The following is an 18,471-nucleotide window of genomic DNA, read 5'->3' on the forward strand; positions in this document are numbered from 1 at the left end:
GGCGCGCCGCCCGGGGTGTCTTAGCTCTTCGGCCAGACCGCGTGGAAGTGATGGACGGGGCCGATGCCTTTGCCGATGCTCAGTTCGTCGCTGGCGGCGAGAGCGCCGTTCAGGTAAGCCTTGGCGTCGCGCACCGTATCCGGCCAGTCGTGGCGACGCGGACGAAGGGCCGCGAGCGCAGCCGACAGCGTGCAGCCCGTGCCGTGCGTATTGTGGGCGGCGATGCGTGGGGCGTTGAAGCGCTCGACGCCTGCCGCGCTCACCAGCCAGTCGGGGCTCAGATCACCCGCCAGGTGTCCGCCCTTGACCAGTACGTTACGCGCGCCGAGCGCACGCAGTGCCTGCGCCTGACGCTCCATTTCACGCTCGTCCGTCGCCGGGGCCACGCCCAGCAGTGCCGCGGCTTCCGGCAAGTTCGGTGTGATCAGATCGGCCAGCGGCAGCAGTTCGTCGCGCAGGGCGGCGACGGCGTCCGGTTGCAGCAGCGCGTGACCGCTCTTCGAAATCATCACCGTGTCGAGCACGACGAAACGCGGTTTGTACTGGCGCAGTCCGGCGGCCACTGCCCGCACGACGTCGGCGTTGGCGAGCATGCCGAGCTTGACCGCATCGACGTCGAGGTCCTGAAAGACGGCGTCCATTTGTGCCGTGACGAAACTCGCCGGCGGCGTGTGGATGCCCGTCACGCCTTGCGTGTTTTGCGCCGTGAGCGCCGTAATCACGCTGGCGCCGTAGGCACCGAGCGCGCTGAACGCCTTGAGGTCGGCCTGAATGCCGGCGCCACCGCTGGAATCGGAGCCGGCGATGGTCAGCGCAATGGGAACGGACGACTGGCGAGAGGACGACGGAAGCGAATTCATATCAATGCTTGACTTCACCAATGAGCGCGACCGAATCGAATTCTCGCTGATTGGCCTGGTGACGCTTCATGACGAGCCACATCGTGCCCGAGACGAAAACACCGAACAGAATGATGACCACGCCGACGGGCACGTTGAACCAGATCAGCAGTGCGTACAGGCACAGCATGATCAGCACCGACAGATTCTCGTTGAAGTTCTGTACGGCGATGGAGTGGCCCGCAGAGAGCAGCACGTGACCGCGATGCTGGAGCAGCGCGTTCATCGGGACCACGAAGAAACCCGCGAGCGCGCCGACGATAATGAGGAAGATGTACGAGACGATCAGATACAGCGGGACTTTCCACTCGGTGCCCCACGGCAGCAGATCTTTCGAGAAAAAGGCCATTGCCATCACGGCGATGCCCATGGCAATGCCCACGGGCAGCACGGACAGCGAACGCTTGAGCGGAATGCGCGAGGCGGCGACGATAGCGCCGATGGCCACGCCCACGGCCGACACGGCTTGCAGGATCGCGCCTTCGGAGAGCGTCATGCCGAGCGCCTTTTCGGCCCAGCGCAGCACGATGAATTGCAGCGTGGCGCCTGCCCCCCAGAACAGCGTGGTGACGGCCAGTGAGATCTGGCCGAGCTTGTCGCGCCACAGCGTGACGAAGCAATCGGCGAAATCCGAAAGGAGTTTGATCGGATTGCGCTCCTGACGCGCGTAGCGCGCGCCGGTATCCGGAATGCGCAGATTGAACAGCGCCGCGACCACGTAAATTCCCATGATGACGATCATCGCGGCCATCGCCGGCGAGTTGATCACGTCAGGCGTATGGAGCAGCACCCACTGGGAGATATGCGGACTGATCAGCGCACCCCCGAGCACGGTGCCCAGAATGATCGAGCTGACGGTAAGTCCTTCGATCCAGCCGTTTGCGGCAACGAGTCGTTCGGCCGGCAGCAGTTCGGTGAGGATTCCGTACTTCGCGGGCGAGTAGGCGGCCGCGCCGAACCCCACTACGCCATAGGCAACAAGCGGATGCGAGCCGAACAACATCATCAGGCACCCGGCGACCTTGATCGAGTTGCTGATGAACATTACCTTGCCCTTGGGCATGGAGTCGGCAAATGCCCCGACATAGGCGGCGAGAATGACGTACGAGAGAACGAAGAAGAGTTTGAGCAGCGGTGTCATCCACTGCGGGGAATGCAGATCTTTCAGGAGTGCGATTGCGGCAATCAGCAATGCATTGTCGGCCAGCGACGAAAAAAACTGCGCGGCCATGATGGTATAAAAGCCTTTCTTCATCGGTACTTGAGTCGATCCCGTGCGGCGTAAAACTTGCGTGTCTCGGTTGTCGGAATCCGCGGTATCCCCCAGGGATACCCAAACGGGAAGAAACCGGGCTTAAACACAGGGGTATCTGCGCTCATCGGCCATGCAAATGTCGCTATTGAACCGTATGTACGGTTTTGAAGCCCCCGTGTCGGGCGCCCGGTCGCCCTCGGTCTGAGACCGATATTGTTATCGGGATAAAGATTTCGGCAAAACAAGTTGTGCGCACGGCTTTATAACACGAAAATATGCCGATGCGTTATGCCGCCGGCCTGTGCTGGCGAGCTTCTCCTCAGCTTCGATTCCTGCCATGCCTCGTCCAATCAAAGTTTCGATTCATACCGCAGCACTCGCCCACAATCTCGACGTCGCCCGCCGCCACGCACCCAACTCCAAGGTATGGGCCGTGGTCAAGGCCAATGCTTATGGGCATGGTATCGAGAACGCTTATCCCGGATTGCGCGACGCCGACGGATTCGGCCTGCTCGACCTCGACGAAGCCGTGCGGCTGCGCGAGCTGGGCTGGGCCGGCCCCATCCTGTTGCTCGAAGGGTTCTTCAAGCCGGAAGACCTCGCGATCGTCGACAAGTACGGCCTGACGACCACCGTTCACTGCGACGAGCAACTGCGCATGCTGGAGACCGCACGTCTTACCAAGCCCCTGAACATCCAGCTCAAGATGAATTCGGGCATGAACCGCCTCGGTTTTGCGCCTGATCGTTTTCGCGCCGCCTGGGAACGCGCCCGCGCGATTCCCGGCGTCAGTCAGATCGTGCTGATGACACACTTTTCCGACGCCGACGGCGAGCGCGGCATTGCCTATCAAATGGAAGCCTTCGAGCGTGGCGCCCGCGACGTGCCCGGCGAGCGCAGCCTGTCCAATTCCGCGGCGACGTTGTTCCACCCGAATGCGCATGGTGCGTGGGTGCGCCCCGGGATCATGCTCTATGGTTCGTCGCCGAAGGGGCTCGAAGTGACGGCGGACGAACTCGACTTGCAGCCGACAATGACGCTCGAAGCGGAGTTGATCGGTATTCAGGAGGTGCCCGCTGGTGGATCCGTCGGCTACGGCAGCGTATTCAAGGCGGATGCGCCGATGCGCGTGGGCACCGTCGCCTGCGGCTATGCCGATGGCTATCCGCGTGTGGCGCCCACGGGCACGCCGATTCTGGTCGACGGGGTGCGTACGCGCACCATTGGCCGCGTCTCGATGGACATGCTCTCGGTCGATCTCACCCCAGTGCCTCAAGCGCGCGTCGGTGCACCGGTCACGCTGTGGGGCCGGGGGCTTTGCATCGACGAGGTGGCGGCAGCGGCCGGGACGCTCGGTTATGAATTGATGTGTGCCGTGGCGCGTCGCGTGCCGTTTCACGCCTTCTGAGCGTTACGACAGGACATGCTGCATGGCTAAAGCCAAAACCGTCTACATCTGTACCGAGTGCGGCGGCCAGACGCCCAAATGGGCGGGCCAATGCCCAAGTTGCAACGGCTGGAATACGCTCGTCGAATCCGTGGCGGAAACGTCCGCCGGACACCGCTATCAGGCGCTCGCCAAGAGCACGCCGGTGCGCAAGCTGGCGGACATCGAAGCATCCGACGTGCCACGGTTTTCGAGCGGTGTGAGCGAATTCGACCGCGTCCTGGGCGGTGGCCTCGTGGCGGGCGGTGTGGTGCTCATCGGCGGCGATCCCGGCATCGGCAAATCGACGCTTCTGCTTCAGTCGCTCGCCCATCTGGCGCGCGAGCGGCGCGCGCTGTATGTCAGCGGTGAAGAGTCCGGAGCGCAGATCGCGTTACGCGCGCAGCGGCTCGGTCTTGGCGCGGCGGGCGAGGGTGGGGGTGAACTGGATCTGCTGGCCGAAATCCAGCTCGAAAAGATCCTGGGCGCCATTGAATCGGAAAAGCCTGACGTCGTTGTCATCGACTCGATTCAGACGATCTATTCCGAGGCGTTGACGTCGGCACCCGGCTCCGTGGCGCAGGTGCGTGAGTGTGCCGCGCAACTGACGCGCACCGCCAAGCAAAGCGGCGTGACCGTCATCATGGTCGGTCACGTGACGAAGGAAGGCAGCCTCGCGGGGCCGCGCGTGCTCGAACACATTGTGGACACGGTGTTGTACTTCGAAGGCGATACGCATTCGTCGTATCGCCTCGTGCGCGCGTTCAAGAACCGTTTCGGTGCCGTGAACGAGCTTGGCGTGTTCGCGATGACCGAGAAGGGGCTGCGCGGTGTCGCCAATCCGTCCGCCTTGTTCCTGTCGCAGCACGAGCAAAGCGTGCCCGGGTCCTGTGTGCTGGTGACGCAGGAGGGCACACGCCCGTTGCTCGTGGAGGTGCAGGCGCTGGTCGATACGGCGCAGGTGCCGAATCCGAGGCGTCTTGCCGTGGGGTTGGAGCAGAACCGGCTGGCGATGTTGCTCGCGGTGATGCACCGGCACGCAGGTATCGCCTGCTTCGATCAGGACGTGTTTCTGAATGCGGTTGGCGGTGTGAAGATCACGGAACCGGCAGCGGATCTGGCGGTATTGCTCGCAATCCATTCGTCGCTGCGCAACAAGCCGCTGCCGCGCGGGATCGTGGCGTTTGGCGAAGTCGGGCTGGCGGGTGAAATCCGGCCGAGTCCGCGCGGACAGGATCGTCTCAAGGAGGCGGCCAAGCTCGGTTTCTCGATGGCGATCATCCCCAAGGCCAATGCGCCAAAGCAGCCGATCGACGGTCTTGAAGTCCACGCTGTCGACCGCCTCGAACAAGCGATTTCGGTGGTGGCCGGGCTGTAGTCGATGGCTGCGGTTTAGGCGACGCCATATCGCGACATGCGGATAGCAAAAAGCCCGGTCCGCATGGCCGGGCTTTTTGTTGCCTGATGCAAGGACTCAAGCTCGAAAGGACTCAAGGGCGCAAGGCAGTCACCGTCTCATATGATTTGTTCGAGTGCTTCCTGCGCTTCGAGCCATTCGGCTTCGACGTCCGCGAGTTTGGCCGCGATGTCCGCCTGCCGTTTGAGGCTATCCGTCAGCAGCGCTTTGTTCGACGCTTCGTACGTGCCGCTGTCGGCGAGAATGGCATCGAGCTTTGCCTTCTCGTCCGAGAGCTTGCCCATCGAATCCTCCAGCTTCTCGATCTTGCGCTGAAGCGGCTTGCGCAGTTGCGACAGGCGCTGGCGTTCCTGCGCCTCGGCACGCTTCTGATCCTTTCGGTTGACGCCGTCCTCGCCGGCCGTGCCGTCGCCGCCGCCATTGCCTTCGCGCGCCGCGGCGCGCTGATCGGCCGCGTGTTGCAGAAGCCAGTCACGGTAGTCGTCGAGATCGCCGTCGAACGGTTTCACTTCGCCGCCGGCAACCAGCAGGAACTGGTCCGTGGTGGCGCGCAACAAATGCCGGTCGTGCGAGACGAGAATCAGCGTGCCATCGAACTGGGCGAGGGCCATCGTGAGCGCGTGGCGGGTTTCGAGGTCCAGGTGGTTGGTCGGTTCGTCGAGCAGCAGCAGGTTCGGCTTTTGCCAGATGATGAGCGCCAACGCGAGACGGGCCTTCTCGCCGCCGGAGAATGGTGCAATCGACGCCGTCGCCATGTCGCCCCGGAAGTTGAATCCGCCGAGAAAGTCGCGCAGTTCCTGCTCGCGCGTATCCGGTGCGAGGCGCTGTAAGTGCTGCAAGGGCGAATCGTCGTGACGCAGCGTTTCGACCTGATGCTGAGCGAAGTAGCCGATCTGGAGGCCCTTACCGGTCTTCACGGTGCCGGCGAGCGGCGCAAGGGTGCCGGCAAGTGTCTTGATGAGCGTGGATTTGCCTTGACCGTTTGCACCTAGCAGGCCGATCCGCTGTTCGTTTTGCACCGACATCATGACGTGCGGCAGGATGATCTTTTCGCTGCCGTCGTCTAGGTGGTACCCGCACCGCACGGCTTCGAGCACGAGCATCGGGTTCGGTGCGCTGTCGGCCGGGCGGAATTCAAAAGTGAAGGGCGAAGCCACATGGGCGGGAGCGATGCGCTCCATCTTCTCGAGCGCCTTCATCCGGCTTTGCGCTTGCCGCGCCTTTGTGGCCTTGGCCTTGAAGCGCGTGATGAACGATTCCAGATGGGCGATCGTCTTCTTCTGCTTCTCGAAGGCGCTTTGTTGCAGCGTCAATTGCTGGCCGCGCAGAATTTCGAACTGGCTGTAGTTGCCGCCGTAACGCTTGATCTGCTGATTCTCGATGTGCAGCGTGACGTTACAGACCTCGTCGAGAAACTCGCGATCGTGCGAAATCACGATCAGCGTGCCTTGATAGCGTTTGAGCCAGTCTTCGAGCCAGACGATGGCGTCCAGATCCAGGTGGTTCGTCGGTTCGTCGAGCAGCAGCAGGTCGGACGGGCACATCAGCGCCTGCGCCAGATTCAGACGCATGCGCCATCCGCCCGAGAAACTGGCCACAGGCAATTGCGTTTGCGCGAGCGTGAAGCCCAGACCGAGCAGTAGCGCTTCGCCGCGTGCGGGGGCCGTGTAGCCGTCGGCGTCCGCGAAAGCCGCGTGGGCTTCGGCTTGCGCATGGCCGTCATGCGCGGCCTCGGCGGCAGCGATGGTCGCTTCGATTTCCCGCAGGCGCGTGTCGCCGTCGAGTACGTAGTCGAGCGCGGTGCGTTCGACCGCTGGCGTCTCCTGCATCACGTGGGCGACGCGCCAGCCGCTGGGCACGAAGACGTCGCCGCCATCGGCGTGCAACTGTCCGCGCAGCAGGGCGAACAGCGTCGATTTGCCTGCGCCGTTGGCGCCGACGAGGCCGACGCGCTCACCCGGGTTGAGCGTCACGGAAGTATCCTCGAAGAGCGGCTTGGTGCCGCGCGCGAGGCTGAGGTGTTCGAATCGGATCACGGAAAAAACCGGAGGTGAAGCGTGTCAATTCGTCCGGCGCGTCACGGGGCGGCATGCGCGGCCTGCGTCAATACGGTTGAAGCGGGCGGGCATGACGTCCGCGCCGATGCAAGACGTGCGGCGGACGGCAAAAGCAGCATTTTACCGGTGCGGGCGCGCTAAAGCGATGCGTGAGGCACCGGGATCAGAGAATTGGGGCGAAAAGCCGTGACACGCGCATCACAATCTGGCGCCATCTCGGAAGCTTCCGAAAGTCGTCCTTGTTCAGCAGCGTGGCGTGTTCGAAGTCGTTGGTCAGCATGTAGGCGACGTCGTCGGCAAAGCCGCGGTCAACCGTCAACAGCATGATTTCGAAGTTCAGGCGAAACGACCGGTTATCCAGATTGGCGCTACCCACGGCGGCAGCACTGTCGTCGATCAGCACGACCTTCTGATGGTTGAAGCCGTGCCGATAGCGGTAGACATTGATGCCGCTGCGTGCGGCCTCATAGGCATACGAGGTCGTCGCCTCGAACACGACATAGTGATCCGCCCGGTCGGGGATCAATAGGCGCACGTCCACACCGCGGAGCACCGCGAGCCGCAACGCCGAAAATACGGCTTCGTCCGGCACGAAATACGGCGTGGTAAGCCAAACGCGTTTTTGCGCGGCATTGATCGCCGTCACGAAGAATAGCGAGGACGTTTCCAGACGATCCGCCGGTCCGCTCGGCACGACCTGACAATGCATGTCCTCGCCGGAGGCCGCTGGCTGACGATTGAGTTCCGGCACGAGGCCCGTGCACCAGTGCCAGTCTTCGGCGAATGCGCGCTGAATACCGACCACGGCCGGTCCGCGCACGGAAATATGCGTGTCGCGCCAGGGCGCGAGCGGAGGTTTCTCGCCCAGATACTCCACGCCGACGTTGTGTCCGCCGATGAACGCTTCGTTGCCGTCGATCACCACGATCTTGCGGTGATTGCGGAAGTTGAGCTGAAACCGGTTGACGACGATGCCACGCTTTTTGGCCGCGAACTCGTACACCTGCACGCCGCCCTTGCGCAACGTCTCGCAGTAGCTGCGCGGCAGGTCGTGGCTGCCGATGCTGTCATAGAGGAAGAAGACCTTGACGCCCGTCGCGGCACGGGCGAGCAGGCGAGCGGAGAGGGCGCGACCGAGGGCATCGTCCTTGACAATGAAGAATTGCACGATGACATAGTCGCGGGCGCGATCGATGGCCGCGAAGATGGCATCGAACGTCGCACGGCCATTGACCAGCAAGCGCACGCGATTGCCCGCAACGAACGACATGCCGGTCATCGCGGTGAGCGATGCGAACTCCGGGTGCGCTTCCATCGCGACGGGCGGCTCGCCGTGCCATTGCGTCTCCCCCATACGCGACTGCAACGCCTCGTTACGCGCGCGACGCGCTTCGACATAGCCGACGAATTTCGACCGTCCAAGAAACAGGTAGGGAATGAGCGTGAGATAGGGCATCGTCACGAGCGACACCGCCCATGCGACAGCGCCTTGCGACGTACGTACCGTCAGAACGGCATGGATCGCGGCGGCGATTCCGAGTGCATGGATACAGGCGACGGCAAAGCCGACGTCGAGCCAATTGAGCACCATGACGGACAACATGCCTCCATGCCGTGAGTCGCGCGGACCCGGGAACCCGAGTGTAACCGCGGTGCGTGTACTTGGGCGAGGGCTCGCTGCGTCGTCGTGAGGCGCGAGCCCTGGGTGAGTTTCGTCGGGGGTGGACGACAGTCCGGCGCGGATTACGGCAGGTCGGCCGCCTGTACGAGGAAGACCATGTCGTCGCCCGCGCTCGTGGCCAGCCACGTCATCGGCAGATCGGGAAATGCGGCTTCCACGAAGTGACGCTCATTGCCGATTTCCACAATGAGCACGCCGTCGTCGGTCAGATGCTCGCGAGCGCCGGCAACGATACGGCGTACGACGTCCATGCCATCGTCGCCACCGGCCAGCGCAAGACGTGGTTCGTGACGGTACTCAGCAGGCAGTACCTGCATGGAGCCTTCGTTCACGTACGGCGGGTTGGTGATGATGACCTCATAACGCTTGCCTGGCGGCAGCGGAGCGTACAGATCGCCAAGGTGCAGCGAGAGGCGATCTTCGAGGCTGTAGTCGGCAACGTTGATTTTCGCGACGTCGAGCGCGTCGGGCGAAATGTCCACGGCGTCGATCCGTGCCGAAGGGAAAGTTTCGGCGGCGAGAATCGCCAGGCAGCCCGAGCCGGTGCACAATTCAAGGACGTCCCCAACGTCTTCCGCGTGGTTCACCCACGGCTGCAATCCGTCTTCGAGCAGTTCGCCGATGAACGAGCGCGGCACGATGACGCGCTCGTCCACGTAGAAGCGGCGACCGTGCATCCACGCTTCGTTCGTAATGTACGACGCAGGCACACGTTCCCCGGCACGGCGATTGATGACCGATAGCGCCCGTTCGACTTCTTCGGGCAACAGGCGCGCATCGAGGAACGGATCGAGCGTATCGATGGGCAGATGCAGCGTATGCAGCAGCAGATACGCGGCCTCGTCGTAGGCCGTAGCCGTGCCATGACCGAAGGCAAGCTCGGCTTCGGTAAAGCGCGATACCGCGTAGCGCAGCAGATCGCGCAGCGTCAGAAAAGGATGGGTCGTCATGTTGAAGTCGCCTCTCGCGCGTTATGCCTTTATGCGACCAGACGCGTCAGCACGCCACGATAGACGTTCTTGAGCGGCTCGATGTCGGCCACGGCAATGTGTTCGTCGATCTTGTGGATGCTGGCATTGCATGGGCCGAATTCGATGACCTGCGGGCAGATCCGTGCGATGAAGCGGCCGTCGGACGTGCCGCCGGTCGTGGACAGTTCGGTCTCGAGCCCGGTTGCTTCGCGAATGGCGCTCGACAGCGCGTCCGACAATTCGCCGCGCGGCGTGAGGAACGGCTGACCGCTGATCGTCCAGTCGAGCGTATAGGTCAGGCCATGACGGTCGAGCAGTTCGTGCACGCGCTGCTGGAGGCCGTCCGATGTGCTGGCCGTGGAGAAGCGGAAGTTGAACATGACCGTCAGTTCGCCCGGAATGACGTTGGTGGCGCCGGTGCCCGCATGAATGTTCGAGATTTGCCACGTGGTGGGCGGGAAATACTCGTTGCCGTTGTCCCATACGGTCTGCGTGAGTTCGGCAAGCGCCGGGGCGAACAGATGCGTCGGATTCCGCGCGAGGTGCGGGTAGGCGATGTGGCCCTGGACACCCTTGACGACGAGCTTGCCGGACATCGAGCCGCGCCGGCCGTTTTTGACCATGTCGCCAAGACGCTGGCTCGACGTCGGCTCGCCGACCACGCAGTAGTCCAGCCGCTCGCCGCGCGCCTGCAAGGCCTCGACGACCTTCACGGTACCGTCGGTGGCGGGGCCTTCCTCATCGCTTGTCAGCAAAAAGCCGATGGCGCCCGCGTGATCCGGGTGCTGTGCGACGAACTCCTCCGAGGCGACGACGAACGCCGCGAGCGATGTCTTCATGTCGGCGGCGCCACGACCGTAGAGCATGCCGTCGCGATGCGTCGGCGCAAACGGGTCGGAGTGCCATTGCTCGACCGGACCGGTTGGCACGACGTCGGTGTGGCCTGCGAAGACGAGCAACTTGCCGTCGGTGCCGCGCGTACCGCGCTTGACCGCCCAAAGATTGGTCACGCCGTTCGAGGCGATGGTCTCGCACGCGAAGCCGATTGCCGTGAGGCGGCGCGCCAGAATGGCCTGGCAGTCGCGATCTTCGGGCGTCACCGAGTGACGGGCGATCAGTTGCTCGGTAAGCGCCAGCGTGGCGCCTTGGGAGGAAGTCATGAAATCAGAATTGTGAAGCGTAACTGTCGGGCGTGAAGCCCACGGAAACCTTGCCGTCGGCGACCAGCACGGGGCGCTTGATAAGCGACGGGTTTTCGATCATCAACGTGCGGGCGACCGACTCGTCGGCGGCCGCAGCCTGCTGCTCCGGCGTGAGCTTGCGCCACGTCGTGCCCTTGCGATTAAGGAGCGTGGCAAGTGGCACCTGCGCCAGCCAGGTGCCCAGCAGTGCGTCGCTCACGCCCGCCTTCTTGAAGTCGTGAAAGTCGTACGCCACGCCATGCTCGTCGAGCCACGTGCGCGCCTTCTTCACGGTATCGCAGTTGGGAATGCCATACAGCACAGCCGCCATTGCCTGGAACTCCTGATGTCGCAATTGCTGAAACAAAAAGACGAAAAGAGACGAGGCGAAAACGCCGCGGCCTGAACCGCGGCGCTAGCCTTGCCCGACGGCGTGGGCTTATTCGCCGCGCAGCAGATCGTTGATCGCGGTCTTGGCGCGCGTTTGCGCGTCGACCTTCTTCACGATCACGGCGCAGTACAGGCTGTACTTGCCGTCCTTCGAGGGCAGGTTGCCCGGCACCACGACCGAGCCGGCCGGCACGCGGCCGTAATGCACTTCGCCGGTTTCACGGTCGTAGATCTTGGTCGACTGACCCAGATACACACCCATCGAGATGACCGAGTTTTCCTCGACGATCACGCCTTCCACGACTTCCGAGCGGGCGCCGATGAAGCAGTTGTCTTCGATGATGACCGGGTTGGCTTGCAGCGGCTCGAGCACGCCGCCGATGCCGACGCCGCCCGAGAGGTGAACGTTCTTGCCGATCTGGGCGCACGAGCCGACGGTCGCCCACGTGTCGACCATGGTGCCTTCGTCGACATAAGCGCCGATGTTGGTGTACGACGGCATCAGGACAACGTTCTTGCCGATGAACGAGCCACGGCGAGCGACCGCCGGGGGCACGACGCGGAAGCCGCCGCGCGCGAAATCTTCGGCGGTGTAGTCGGCAAACTTGCTCGGCACCTTGTCGTAGAACTGGCTGAAGCCGCCGGCCGGCATCACGGCGTTGTCTTCCAGGCGGAACGACAGCAGCACGGCCTTCTTGATCCACTGGTTCACGATCCATTGACCGTCCTGCTTCTGGGCAACGCGCAGCGCGCCCTTGTCCAGTTCGGCGATCACGTGGGCGACGGCGTCGCGCACTTCGGCGGGAGCGGCCTTGGCCGAGATTTCGGCGCGGTTTTCCCAGGCTTGGTCGATGGTGGTTTGCAGTTGTTGCGACATGGCGAGAATCAGTTGCAGTAGGGATTAAAGGGATTGGCAGAACTGCACGATGCGTTGAGCGCCTTCGGTGCATTCGTCCACATCGGCCACGAGGGCAATGCGCACGTAGTTCTCCGCCGGGTTGGTGCCGTGCGCCGCGCGCCCCAGATAGGATCCGGGCAGTACGGCCACATTGTATTGCGCCAGCAACTGACGCGTGAATTCCGTATCCGACAGGCCAGTCCTGGCGTCGACTTTGGCCCACAGATAGAAACCGGCGTCCGGCAGGCGCACGTCAAGCACCTCGGCGAGCATCGGCGTGACCGTCTGGAATTTCTTCAGGTACTTGCTGCGATTCAGGCGCACGTGGGCCTCGTCATTCCACGCGGCAATGCTCGCCGCCTGCACGGCCGGGCTCATGGCGCAACCGTGGTAGGTGCGGTACAGCAGGAATTTCCTGAGGATGGCGGCGTCCCCGGCCACGAAGCCCGATCGCATGCCCGGCACGTTGGAGCGCTTCGACAGGCTGGAGAACACCACCAGACGCTCGAAGCTGCGGCCGAGCTGGTGCGCGGCGGCGAGGCCACCCAGCGGCGGGTGCTCTTCGTCGAAATAGATTTCGGAGTAGCACTCGTCCGACGCAATCACGAAGCCGTATTGATCCGACAGCTCGAAGAGCCGCTTCCAGTCGGCCAGCCCCAGCACGGCCCCGGTCGGATTTCCCGGCGAGCATAGATAGACGAGCTGGACGTCGCGCCAGACATCGTCCGGCACGGCGTCGTAATCCGGTGCGAAGTTGCGCGCCGGGTCGCTATCGGCGTAGTACGGTGTGGCGCCGGCGAGTAGAGTGGCGCCTTCGTAAATTTGATAGAACGGATTGGGACACAGCACGCGAGCCCCGGGCTTGCTGCCGTCGACGACCGTCTGGGCGAACGAGAACAGTGCCTCGCGCGAACCCGTGACCGGCAGCACTTCCGTGGCCGGATTCACGTTGGGCAGCGCGTAGCGGCGCTCCAGCCAGTTGGCGATGGCCGCGCGCAGCGGCTCGCCACCGGCGGTGGCGGGGTAGTTCGATAGACCGCCCAGCCCTTCGATCAGGGCTTCCTTGATGAACTGGGGCGTCGGGTGCTTGGGCTCACCGATGCCGAAACTGATGGCCTTGAAGGTGCTGGCCGGCGTGACGTCCGAGACGAGCGACTTCAGGCGTTCGAACGGGTAGGGCTGGAGCTTGTCGAGTAATGGATTCACTTGGATTCAAACAGACTCAGGGCTAGGGTTCGTGACGCGGTTCAACGGCAGGTTCATGGCGTCGACGAGCAAAATCGGGGCCGCCGCCGGAGTCGCCGGGAATGCTTCGGACGGTAGGGGCGAGATCGGTGATGCGCCGGTGCGCTATGCAACACGGTGCCTGTTCCTGACCATACTCGACGGATCGCCGGCCCGACATAGGCACACGCTTATCCGATGCATCACGCGAAGGGGTTTCCGGACGCGTTCAAGAATGGCAAGATCGGCAAAGCGAAAATTATACCGTTACGGCGCCCACAAAGCGCGTTCACCGCGTAATTCAGCACATTCCGAGGCGCCAATAGGGCAAGTCTGCGGAGTATCTCAGGTTTTTCAGGAGTCAACAGTATGACCGTAGCCGGCAACGGCGCGCATGGCCCGGAATCGTCCGCTTCCGGCGCCAGCGCTTCCTTTGGCGCCAAGGCCGCGCCCGCCCTGGCCATTCTCATCGGATCGTCCGTGTGGGGACTTGCCTGGTTCCCCTATCGCGTGCTTGCCCAGTGGGGCGTGGCGGCCGTGCCCGCGCAGATCTGCACCGCGAGCGTCGCCATCGTGCTGCTCACGCTGGTGTACCGGCGCTCGCTCGGCACACTGCGCTGGTCGTGGCTGCTCGTGGGGGTGGCGTTCGCCGGTGGCACGACCAACGTCGCCTTCGTCTGGGGCACCACGCACGGCCACGTCATGCGGGTGTTGCTGCTTTTCTATCTAACCCCGGTCTGGACTGCCCTGTTTGCCCACTGGCTGCTCGGGGAGCGCGTGGGCCTGCGTGGCGCCGGCCTGATCGCGCTGGCGCTGGGCGGTGCCGGCCTGATGCTCTGGTCGCCTGCGCTGGGCTGGCCGGTCCCGAACAATCCCGGCGAGTGGGCGGGGGCCATTGCCGGTGCGGCGTTTGCCATGAATAACGTGCTGTTGCGGCGTGTGAGCCAGTCGTTGCCGCACGTTCGGGCCGAAATGCGCAGTTGGACGTTGTACCTCGGCTGCGTGGTCGGCGGGCTGCTGGTGCTGCCGTTCGATGGCGGCGTGCAGGCCGGGCAGGCGGCCGTCTCGGCCGTGACCTCAAGCATGGCCACGGCTGCCGTGGCGCTGGCGCTGGGCGGCACCATCGCCCTGACCAATGTCGTCGTGCAATTCGGGCTGGCGCGGGTGCCGGCCGATCAGGCCGCGCTCATCATGCTTTTCGAGATCGTCGTGGCGGCGATCTCGTCCTGGTGGCTGGCCAGCGAAGGCCTGGGCGCGCGCGAAATCGCGGGCGGGCTGTGCATTGTCGCGGCGGGCGTGCTGTCCGGAATTTTGCCCGATTCGCGACGTTGTAAATCCGCGACGCCGGGGGATGCGATGGTATGATGCGTACCGTCGTTGTATCGAGGCAAGCGGCACGAAGCGTGCACGAAAAGCGACACGAAATTTGCAAGAAAAGCGGCCTGCGCACGCCAGCGTGCCCGGGCCCGACAGGACCAGCTAGCGCGTCTGCGTCTTTCCCATCATTCAATGACCGATAAAGCGAACCTGCCGTGCGTCTGACATCCATCAAACTCGCTGGCTTCAAATCCTTCGTCGATCCGACGAACTTTGCGGTCCCCGGCCAGTTGGTCGGGATCGTCGGCCCGAACGGGTGCGGAAAATCCAACATCATCGATGCCGTGCGCTGGGTGCTCGGCGAGTCGCGCGCCTCGGAGCTGCGCGGTGAATCGATGCAGGACGTGATCTTCAACGGATCGACTGCGCGCAAGCAGGCGAGCCGCGCGAGCGTCGAACTGGTGTTCGACAACAGCGCCGGGCGCGCCGCCGGGCAGTGGAGCCAGTACGCCGAAATCGCCGTCAAGCGCGTGCTCACGCGCGACGGCACTTCCAGTTACTACATCAACAACCTGCCGGCCCGTCGTCGCGATATTCAGGACATCTTCCTGGGTACCGGCCTCGGGCCCCGTGCTTACGCCATCATCGGGCAGGGGATGATTTCGCGCATCATCGAGGCGAAGCCGGAAGAGCTGCGTGTGTTCCTCGAAGAAGCGGCGGGCGTCTCGAAATACAAGGAGCGCCGGCGCGAGACGGAGAACCGTTTGCAGGACACGCGTGAAAACCTTACGCGCGTCGAGGACATTCTGCGCGAACTCGGCACCAATCTCGAAAAGCTTGAATCGCAGGCCGTCGTCGCCAATCGATTCAAGGACTTGCAGCGCGACGGCGAGGAAAAGCAGCAGCTTCTCTGGCTGCTGCGCAAAAACGAAGCGCAAAACGAGCAGGAGCGCCAGCAGCGTGCCATCGAATCGGCACAGGTCGACCTCGAAGCGCAGATGGCGCGCTTGCGCGGTTCGGAAGCCGATCTCGAAACCCTGCGTGCGGCGCATTACACGGCCACCGACGCGGTGCAGGCCGCGCAAAGCGCGATGTACGAGGCGAACTCCGAAGTGAGTCGTCTCGAAGCCGAAATTCGCTACGTCGTCGAGTCGCGCAACCGTGTACAGGCCCAACTCGCGGCGCTCACCTCGCAGCGCGAGCAGTGGCAGGCGCGCTCGGCGCAGTCGGAAGAAGCGCTCGCGCTCGCGGAAGAAGAACTCATCATCGCGGAAGAGCGCGCTGCGACGGCGCAGGATCAGGCAGCGGACCAGAACGAGGCGCTGCCTGCCCTGGAAGCGGGCTGGCGCGACGCGCAGAACCGGCTCAACGAACAACGCAGCGAGATCGCGCAGGTCGAGCAGAATCTGAAACTTGAAGCGGCGCACCAGCGAAATGCCGATCAGGCATTGCAGCAGTTGCAGCAGCGTCAGGAGCGTTTGCAGGGCGAGGCGCGCGGGCTCGACCGGCCCGATGAGGCCGAACTGGAAATGCAGCGCGCCGACCTCGCCGAACATCAGGCGATGCTCGAAGACGCGCAAGCCGAACTGGCCGACGCGCAGGAGCGCTTGCCGCGACTGGAAGCCGAGCGCGCCGAGGCGCAGGCCCGGGTCCAGTCCGAAGCCGCGACGATCGCTCAGCTCGAAGCGCGTCTGGCCGCGCTCAAGCAGCTTCAGGAAAGTGTTCAGACCGAAGGCAAGGTTCAGCCGTGGCTCGACAAGCACGAGTTGGGGCAATTGCCGCGTCTGTGGAAGAAGCTGCACATCGAGCCGGGGTGGGAGAGCGCGCTCGAATCGGTGTTACGCGAGCGTCTTGCCGCGCTGGAAATCAGCAATCTCGACTGGGTCAAGGCGTTCGCAAGCGACGCACCACCGGCCAAGCTGGCGTTCTATTCACCGCCGCCTGCGGCCCGTACGCCGGAATCGCCCGCTTCGCTGCGCCCGTTGCTGTCTCTTTTGCGTATCGACGACCCGGGCCTGCGCGCGGTCTTGCAGGAGTGGCTGGGTCAGATTTTCGTAGCCGACGATCTGGCACAGGCCATGGTCGCGCGTGCACAGTTGCCCGAAGGCGCGTCGATCGTCGTCAAGGCGGGCCATCAGGTCACGCGTGTCGGCGTGCAGCTTTACGCGGCGGATTCGGAGCAGGCCGGCCTGCTCGCGCGCCAGCAGGAAATCGAGAATCTGGGCAAGCAACTGCGCGCGCAGGCCTTGCTCTCGGACGAAGCGAAGTCGGCCGCGGTGCGTGCGGAGGCGGCATACAGTCAGGCTGCGCAGTCGCTGACCGAAGTGCGCGGTCGGGCCGAGCGTGCCACGCAGCGTGTTCACGCGTTGCAGATGGAAGTGCTCAAGCTCACGCAGGCCTATGAGCGCTACAACGCGCGCAGCACGCAGATCGATGAAGAACTGCGTGAAATCGCTGCACAGATCGAAGAACAACTGGCAATGCGCGCCGAATCGGAGGCCAATTTCGAGCAAAGCGATGCCCGTCTGGCCGAGTTGCAGGCGACGTTCGAAGACGGTCAGCTCGAATTCGAGTCGCTCGACAGTCAGTTGTCGGATGCGCGCAACCGGGCGCGCGAGCTTGAACGTCTGGCGCAGGAAGCGTCTTACGCCCAGAAGGGCATCGCGAGCAAGATCGACGAGCATCGCCGCAATATTCAGACGGCACTCGAACAAGCCGAGCGTCTGGTCGTCTCGATCGAGCAGGCGCAGGCCGAACTGGCGCAGATCACCGAACAAACGGCCGAAAACGGTTTGCAGGACGCGCTCGAATTGCGCGCCGAGAAGGAGGAAATTCTTGGGGCCGCACGAATCGAACTCGACGCACTGACGCAGAAACTGCGCCAGAGCGACGAGGAGCGTCTGGCGGCCGAGCGCGGCTTGCAGCCGCTGCGCGAGCGCATCACGGAATTGCAGTTGAAGGAGCAGGCAGCGCGACTCAATCGCGAGCAGTTCGTGGAGCAGCTTACGGCCGCCGAAGTCGATGAGCAGGCGCTTTCGGCCAAGCTCACGCCGGACATGAAGCCGTCGTACCTGCAAGGCGAAGTCACGCGCATCAATAACGCGATCAACGCGCTCGGTCCGGTGAACATGGCCGCGCTCGAAGAGCTGGAGACGGCGCGCGAGCGCAAGGTCTTCCTCGACGCCCAATCGGCTGACCTGAACGACGCCATCGAAACGCTCGAAGGCGCCATCCGCAAGATCGACGAAGAAACGCGCGTGTTGCTGCAAGGCACGTTCGACGAAGTGAACAAGCATTTCGGCGAACTGTTCCCGATGCTGTTTGGCGGCGGGCAGGCGAAGCTCATCATGACCGGCGACGAAATTCTCGATGCCGGCGTGCAGGTCATGGCACAACCGCCGGGCAAGAAGAACTCCACGATTCATTTGCTGTCTGGTGGTGAGAAGGCGCTCACGGCCATTGCACTGGTGTTCGGGATGTTCCAGCTCAATCCTGCGCCGTTCTGCCTGCTTGACGAGGTGGACGCGCCGCTCGACGACGCAAACACCGAGCGTTACGCCAAAATGGTGGCGCGCATGTCGGACCGTACCCAATTCGTATTTATTTCGCATAACAAAATCGCAATGGAAATGGCCAATCAACTCATCGGCGTCACCATGCAGGAACAGGGGGTGTCGCGGATCGTGGCGGTGGACATGGAGTCTGCGATCAATCTGGCCGAGATCGCCTGACCCCGCGCCCACGATGGAGAAGAG

Annotated in this window: 13 protein-coding genes; 4 read left to right on the plus strand and 9 right to left on the minus strand. The window is 63.4% G+C overall.

Features of this window, described 5'->3' with window-relative positions:
* Positions 1–20: 20 nt before the first annotated feature.
* The gene (gene thiD / locus AB870_RS09895; RefSeq protein WP_047907858.1) at positions 21–860 is read right to left on the minus strand and encodes a bifunctional hydroxymethylpyrimidine kinase/phosphomethylpyrimidine kinase; all 840 of its coding nucleotides are present in this window, start codon (positions 858–860) and stop codon (positions 21–23) included.
* A 1-nt stretch (position 861) separates the two neighbouring features.
* Positions 862–2,154, minus strand: a complete 1,293-nt coding sequence (gene lplT / locus AB870_RS09900; protein ID WP_047907859.1) for a lysophospholipid transporter LplT — start codon at positions 2,152–2,154, stop codon at positions 862–864.
* A gap of 337 nt (positions 2,155–2,491) precedes the next feature.
* On the opposite strand from lplT, the gene alr reads away from it, so the two are divergent.
* Both alr and radA read left to right on the plus strand, forming a co-directional pair.
* Complete coding sequence (alr, locus tag AB870_RS09905) at positions 2,492–3,562, plus strand: alanine racemase (RefSeq protein WP_047907860.1); 1,071 nt, start codon at positions 2,492–2,494, stop codon at positions 3,560–3,562.
* Positions 3,563–3,584: 22 nt separating this feature from the next.
* The gene (gene radA / locus AB870_RS09910; RefSeq protein ID WP_047907861.1) at positions 3,585–4,958 is read left to right on the plus strand and encodes a DNA repair protein RadA; all 1,374 of its coding nucleotides are present in this window, start codon (positions 3,585–3,587) and stop codon (positions 4,956–4,958) included.
* Between the two features lie 137 nt (positions 4,959–5,095).
* Here radA and AB870_RS09915 read toward each other — a convergent pair whose 3' ends face one another.
* From AB870_RS09915 to dapC, 7 genes are all read right to left on the minus strand, one after another.
* Complete coding sequence (locus AB870_RS09915) at positions 5,096–7,033, minus strand: ATP-binding cassette domain-containing protein (RefSeq protein ID WP_047907862.1); 1,938 nt, start codon at positions 7,031–7,033, stop codon at positions 5,096–5,098.
* Between the two features lie 184 nt (positions 7,034–7,217).
* Complete coding sequence (gene cls, locus AB870_RS09920; protein WP_047907863.1) at positions 7,218–8,645, minus strand: cardiolipin synthase; 1,428 nt, start codon at positions 8,643–8,645, stop codon at positions 7,218–7,220.
* Between the two features lie 152 nt (positions 8,646–8,797).
* Positions 8,798–9,685 (minus strand): 50S ribosomal protein L3 N(5)-glutamine methyltransferase, encoded by an 888-nt coding sequence (gene prmB, locus AB870_RS09925; protein WP_047907864.1) that lies wholly within the window; start codon positions 9,683–9,685, stop codon positions 8,798–8,800.
* A gap of 29 nt (positions 9,686–9,714) precedes the next feature.
* A complete protein-coding gene (gene dapE, locus AB870_RS09930; protein ID WP_047907865.1) occupies positions 9,715–10,866 on the minus strand; it encodes a succinyl-diaminopimelate desuccinylase in 1,152 nt (383 codons plus the stop codon).
* Positions 10,867–10,870: 4 nt separating this feature from the next.
* Positions 10,871–11,218 carry an ArsC family reductase gene (locus AB870_RS09935; RefSeq protein WP_047907866.1) on the minus strand — a complete coding sequence of 116 codons (348 nt, stop codon included), beginning with the start codon at positions 11,216–11,218 and terminating at the stop codon, positions 10,871–10,873.
* Positions 11,219–11,326: 108 nt separating this feature from the next.
* Positions 11,327–12,154, minus strand: coding sequence for a 2,3,4,5-tetrahydropyridine-2,6-dicarboxylate N-succinyltransferase (dapD, locus tag AB870_RS09940; protein WP_047907867.1), 828 nt, complete (start codon positions 12,152–12,154; stop codon positions 11,327–11,329).
* Between the two features lie 24 nt (positions 12,155–12,178).
* Positions 12,179–13,381 carry a succinyldiaminopimelate transaminase gene (gene dapC, locus AB870_RS09945; protein ID WP_047907868.1) on the minus strand — a complete coding sequence of 401 codons (1,203 nt, stop codon included), beginning with the start codon at positions 13,379–13,381 and terminating at the stop codon, positions 12,179–12,181.
* A 387-nt stretch (positions 13,382–13,768) separates the two neighbouring features.
* Between dapC and AB870_RS09950 the strand changes: the two genes are divergently transcribed.
* Entirely contained in the window at positions 13,769–14,764 is a 996-nt protein-coding gene (locus AB870_RS09950) for a DMT family transporter (protein WP_053059652.1), read from the plus strand.
* A 167-nt stretch (positions 14,765–14,931) separates the two neighbouring features.
* A complete protein-coding gene (gene smc / locus AB870_RS09955) occupies positions 14,932–18,447 on the plus strand; it encodes a chromosome segregation protein SMC (protein WP_047907869.1) in 3,516 nt (1,171 codons plus the stop codon).
* Positions 18,448–18,471 lie beyond the last annotated feature (24 nt).

Source organism: Pandoraea faecigallinarum (genome assembly GCF_001029105.3).
Classification (GTDB): Bacteria; Pseudomonadota; Gammaproteobacteria; order Burkholderiales; family Burkholderiaceae; genus Pandoraea; species Pandoraea faecigallinarum.

Bases quoted from the DNA above. Each gene is read 5' to 3' on its own strand.
- thiD (WP_047907858.1), bottom strand. From the start codon at position 860: ATGAATTCGCTTCCGTCGTCCTCTCGCCAGTCGTCCGTTCCCATTGCG.
- lplT (WP_047907859.1), bottom strand. From the start codon at position 2,154: ATGAAGAAAGGCTTTTATACCATCATGGCCGCGCAGTTTTTTTCGTCG.
- alr (WP_047907860.1), top strand. From the start codon at position 2,492: ATGCCTCGTCCAATCAAAGTTTCGATTCATACCGCAGCACTCGCCCAC.
- radA (WP_047907861.1), top strand. From the start codon at position 3,585: ATGGCTAAAGCCAAAACCGTCTACATCTGTACCGAGTGCGGCGGCCAG.
- cls (WP_047907863.1), bottom strand. From the start codon at position 8,645: ATGGTGCTCAATTGGCTCGACGTCGGCTTTGCCGTCGCCTGTATCCAT.
- prmB (WP_047907864.1), bottom strand. From the start codon at position 9,685: ATGACGACCCATCCTTTTCTGACGCTGCGCGATCTGCTGCGCTACGCG.
- dapE (WP_047907865.1), bottom strand. From the start codon at position 10,866: ATGACTTCCTCCCAAGGCGCCACGCTGGCGCTTACCGAGCAACTGATC.
- AB870_RS09935 (WP_047907866.1), bottom strand. From the start codon at position 11,218: ATGGCGGCTGTGCTGTATGGCATTCCCAACTGCGATACCGTGAAGAAG.
- dapD (WP_047907867.1), bottom strand. From the start codon at position 12,154: ATGTCGCAACAACTGCAAACCACCATCGACCAAGCCTGGGAAAACCGC.
- AB870_RS09950 (WP_053059652.1), top strand. From the start codon at position 13,769: ATGACCGTAGCCGGCAACGGCGCGCATGGCCCGGAATCGTCCGCTTCC.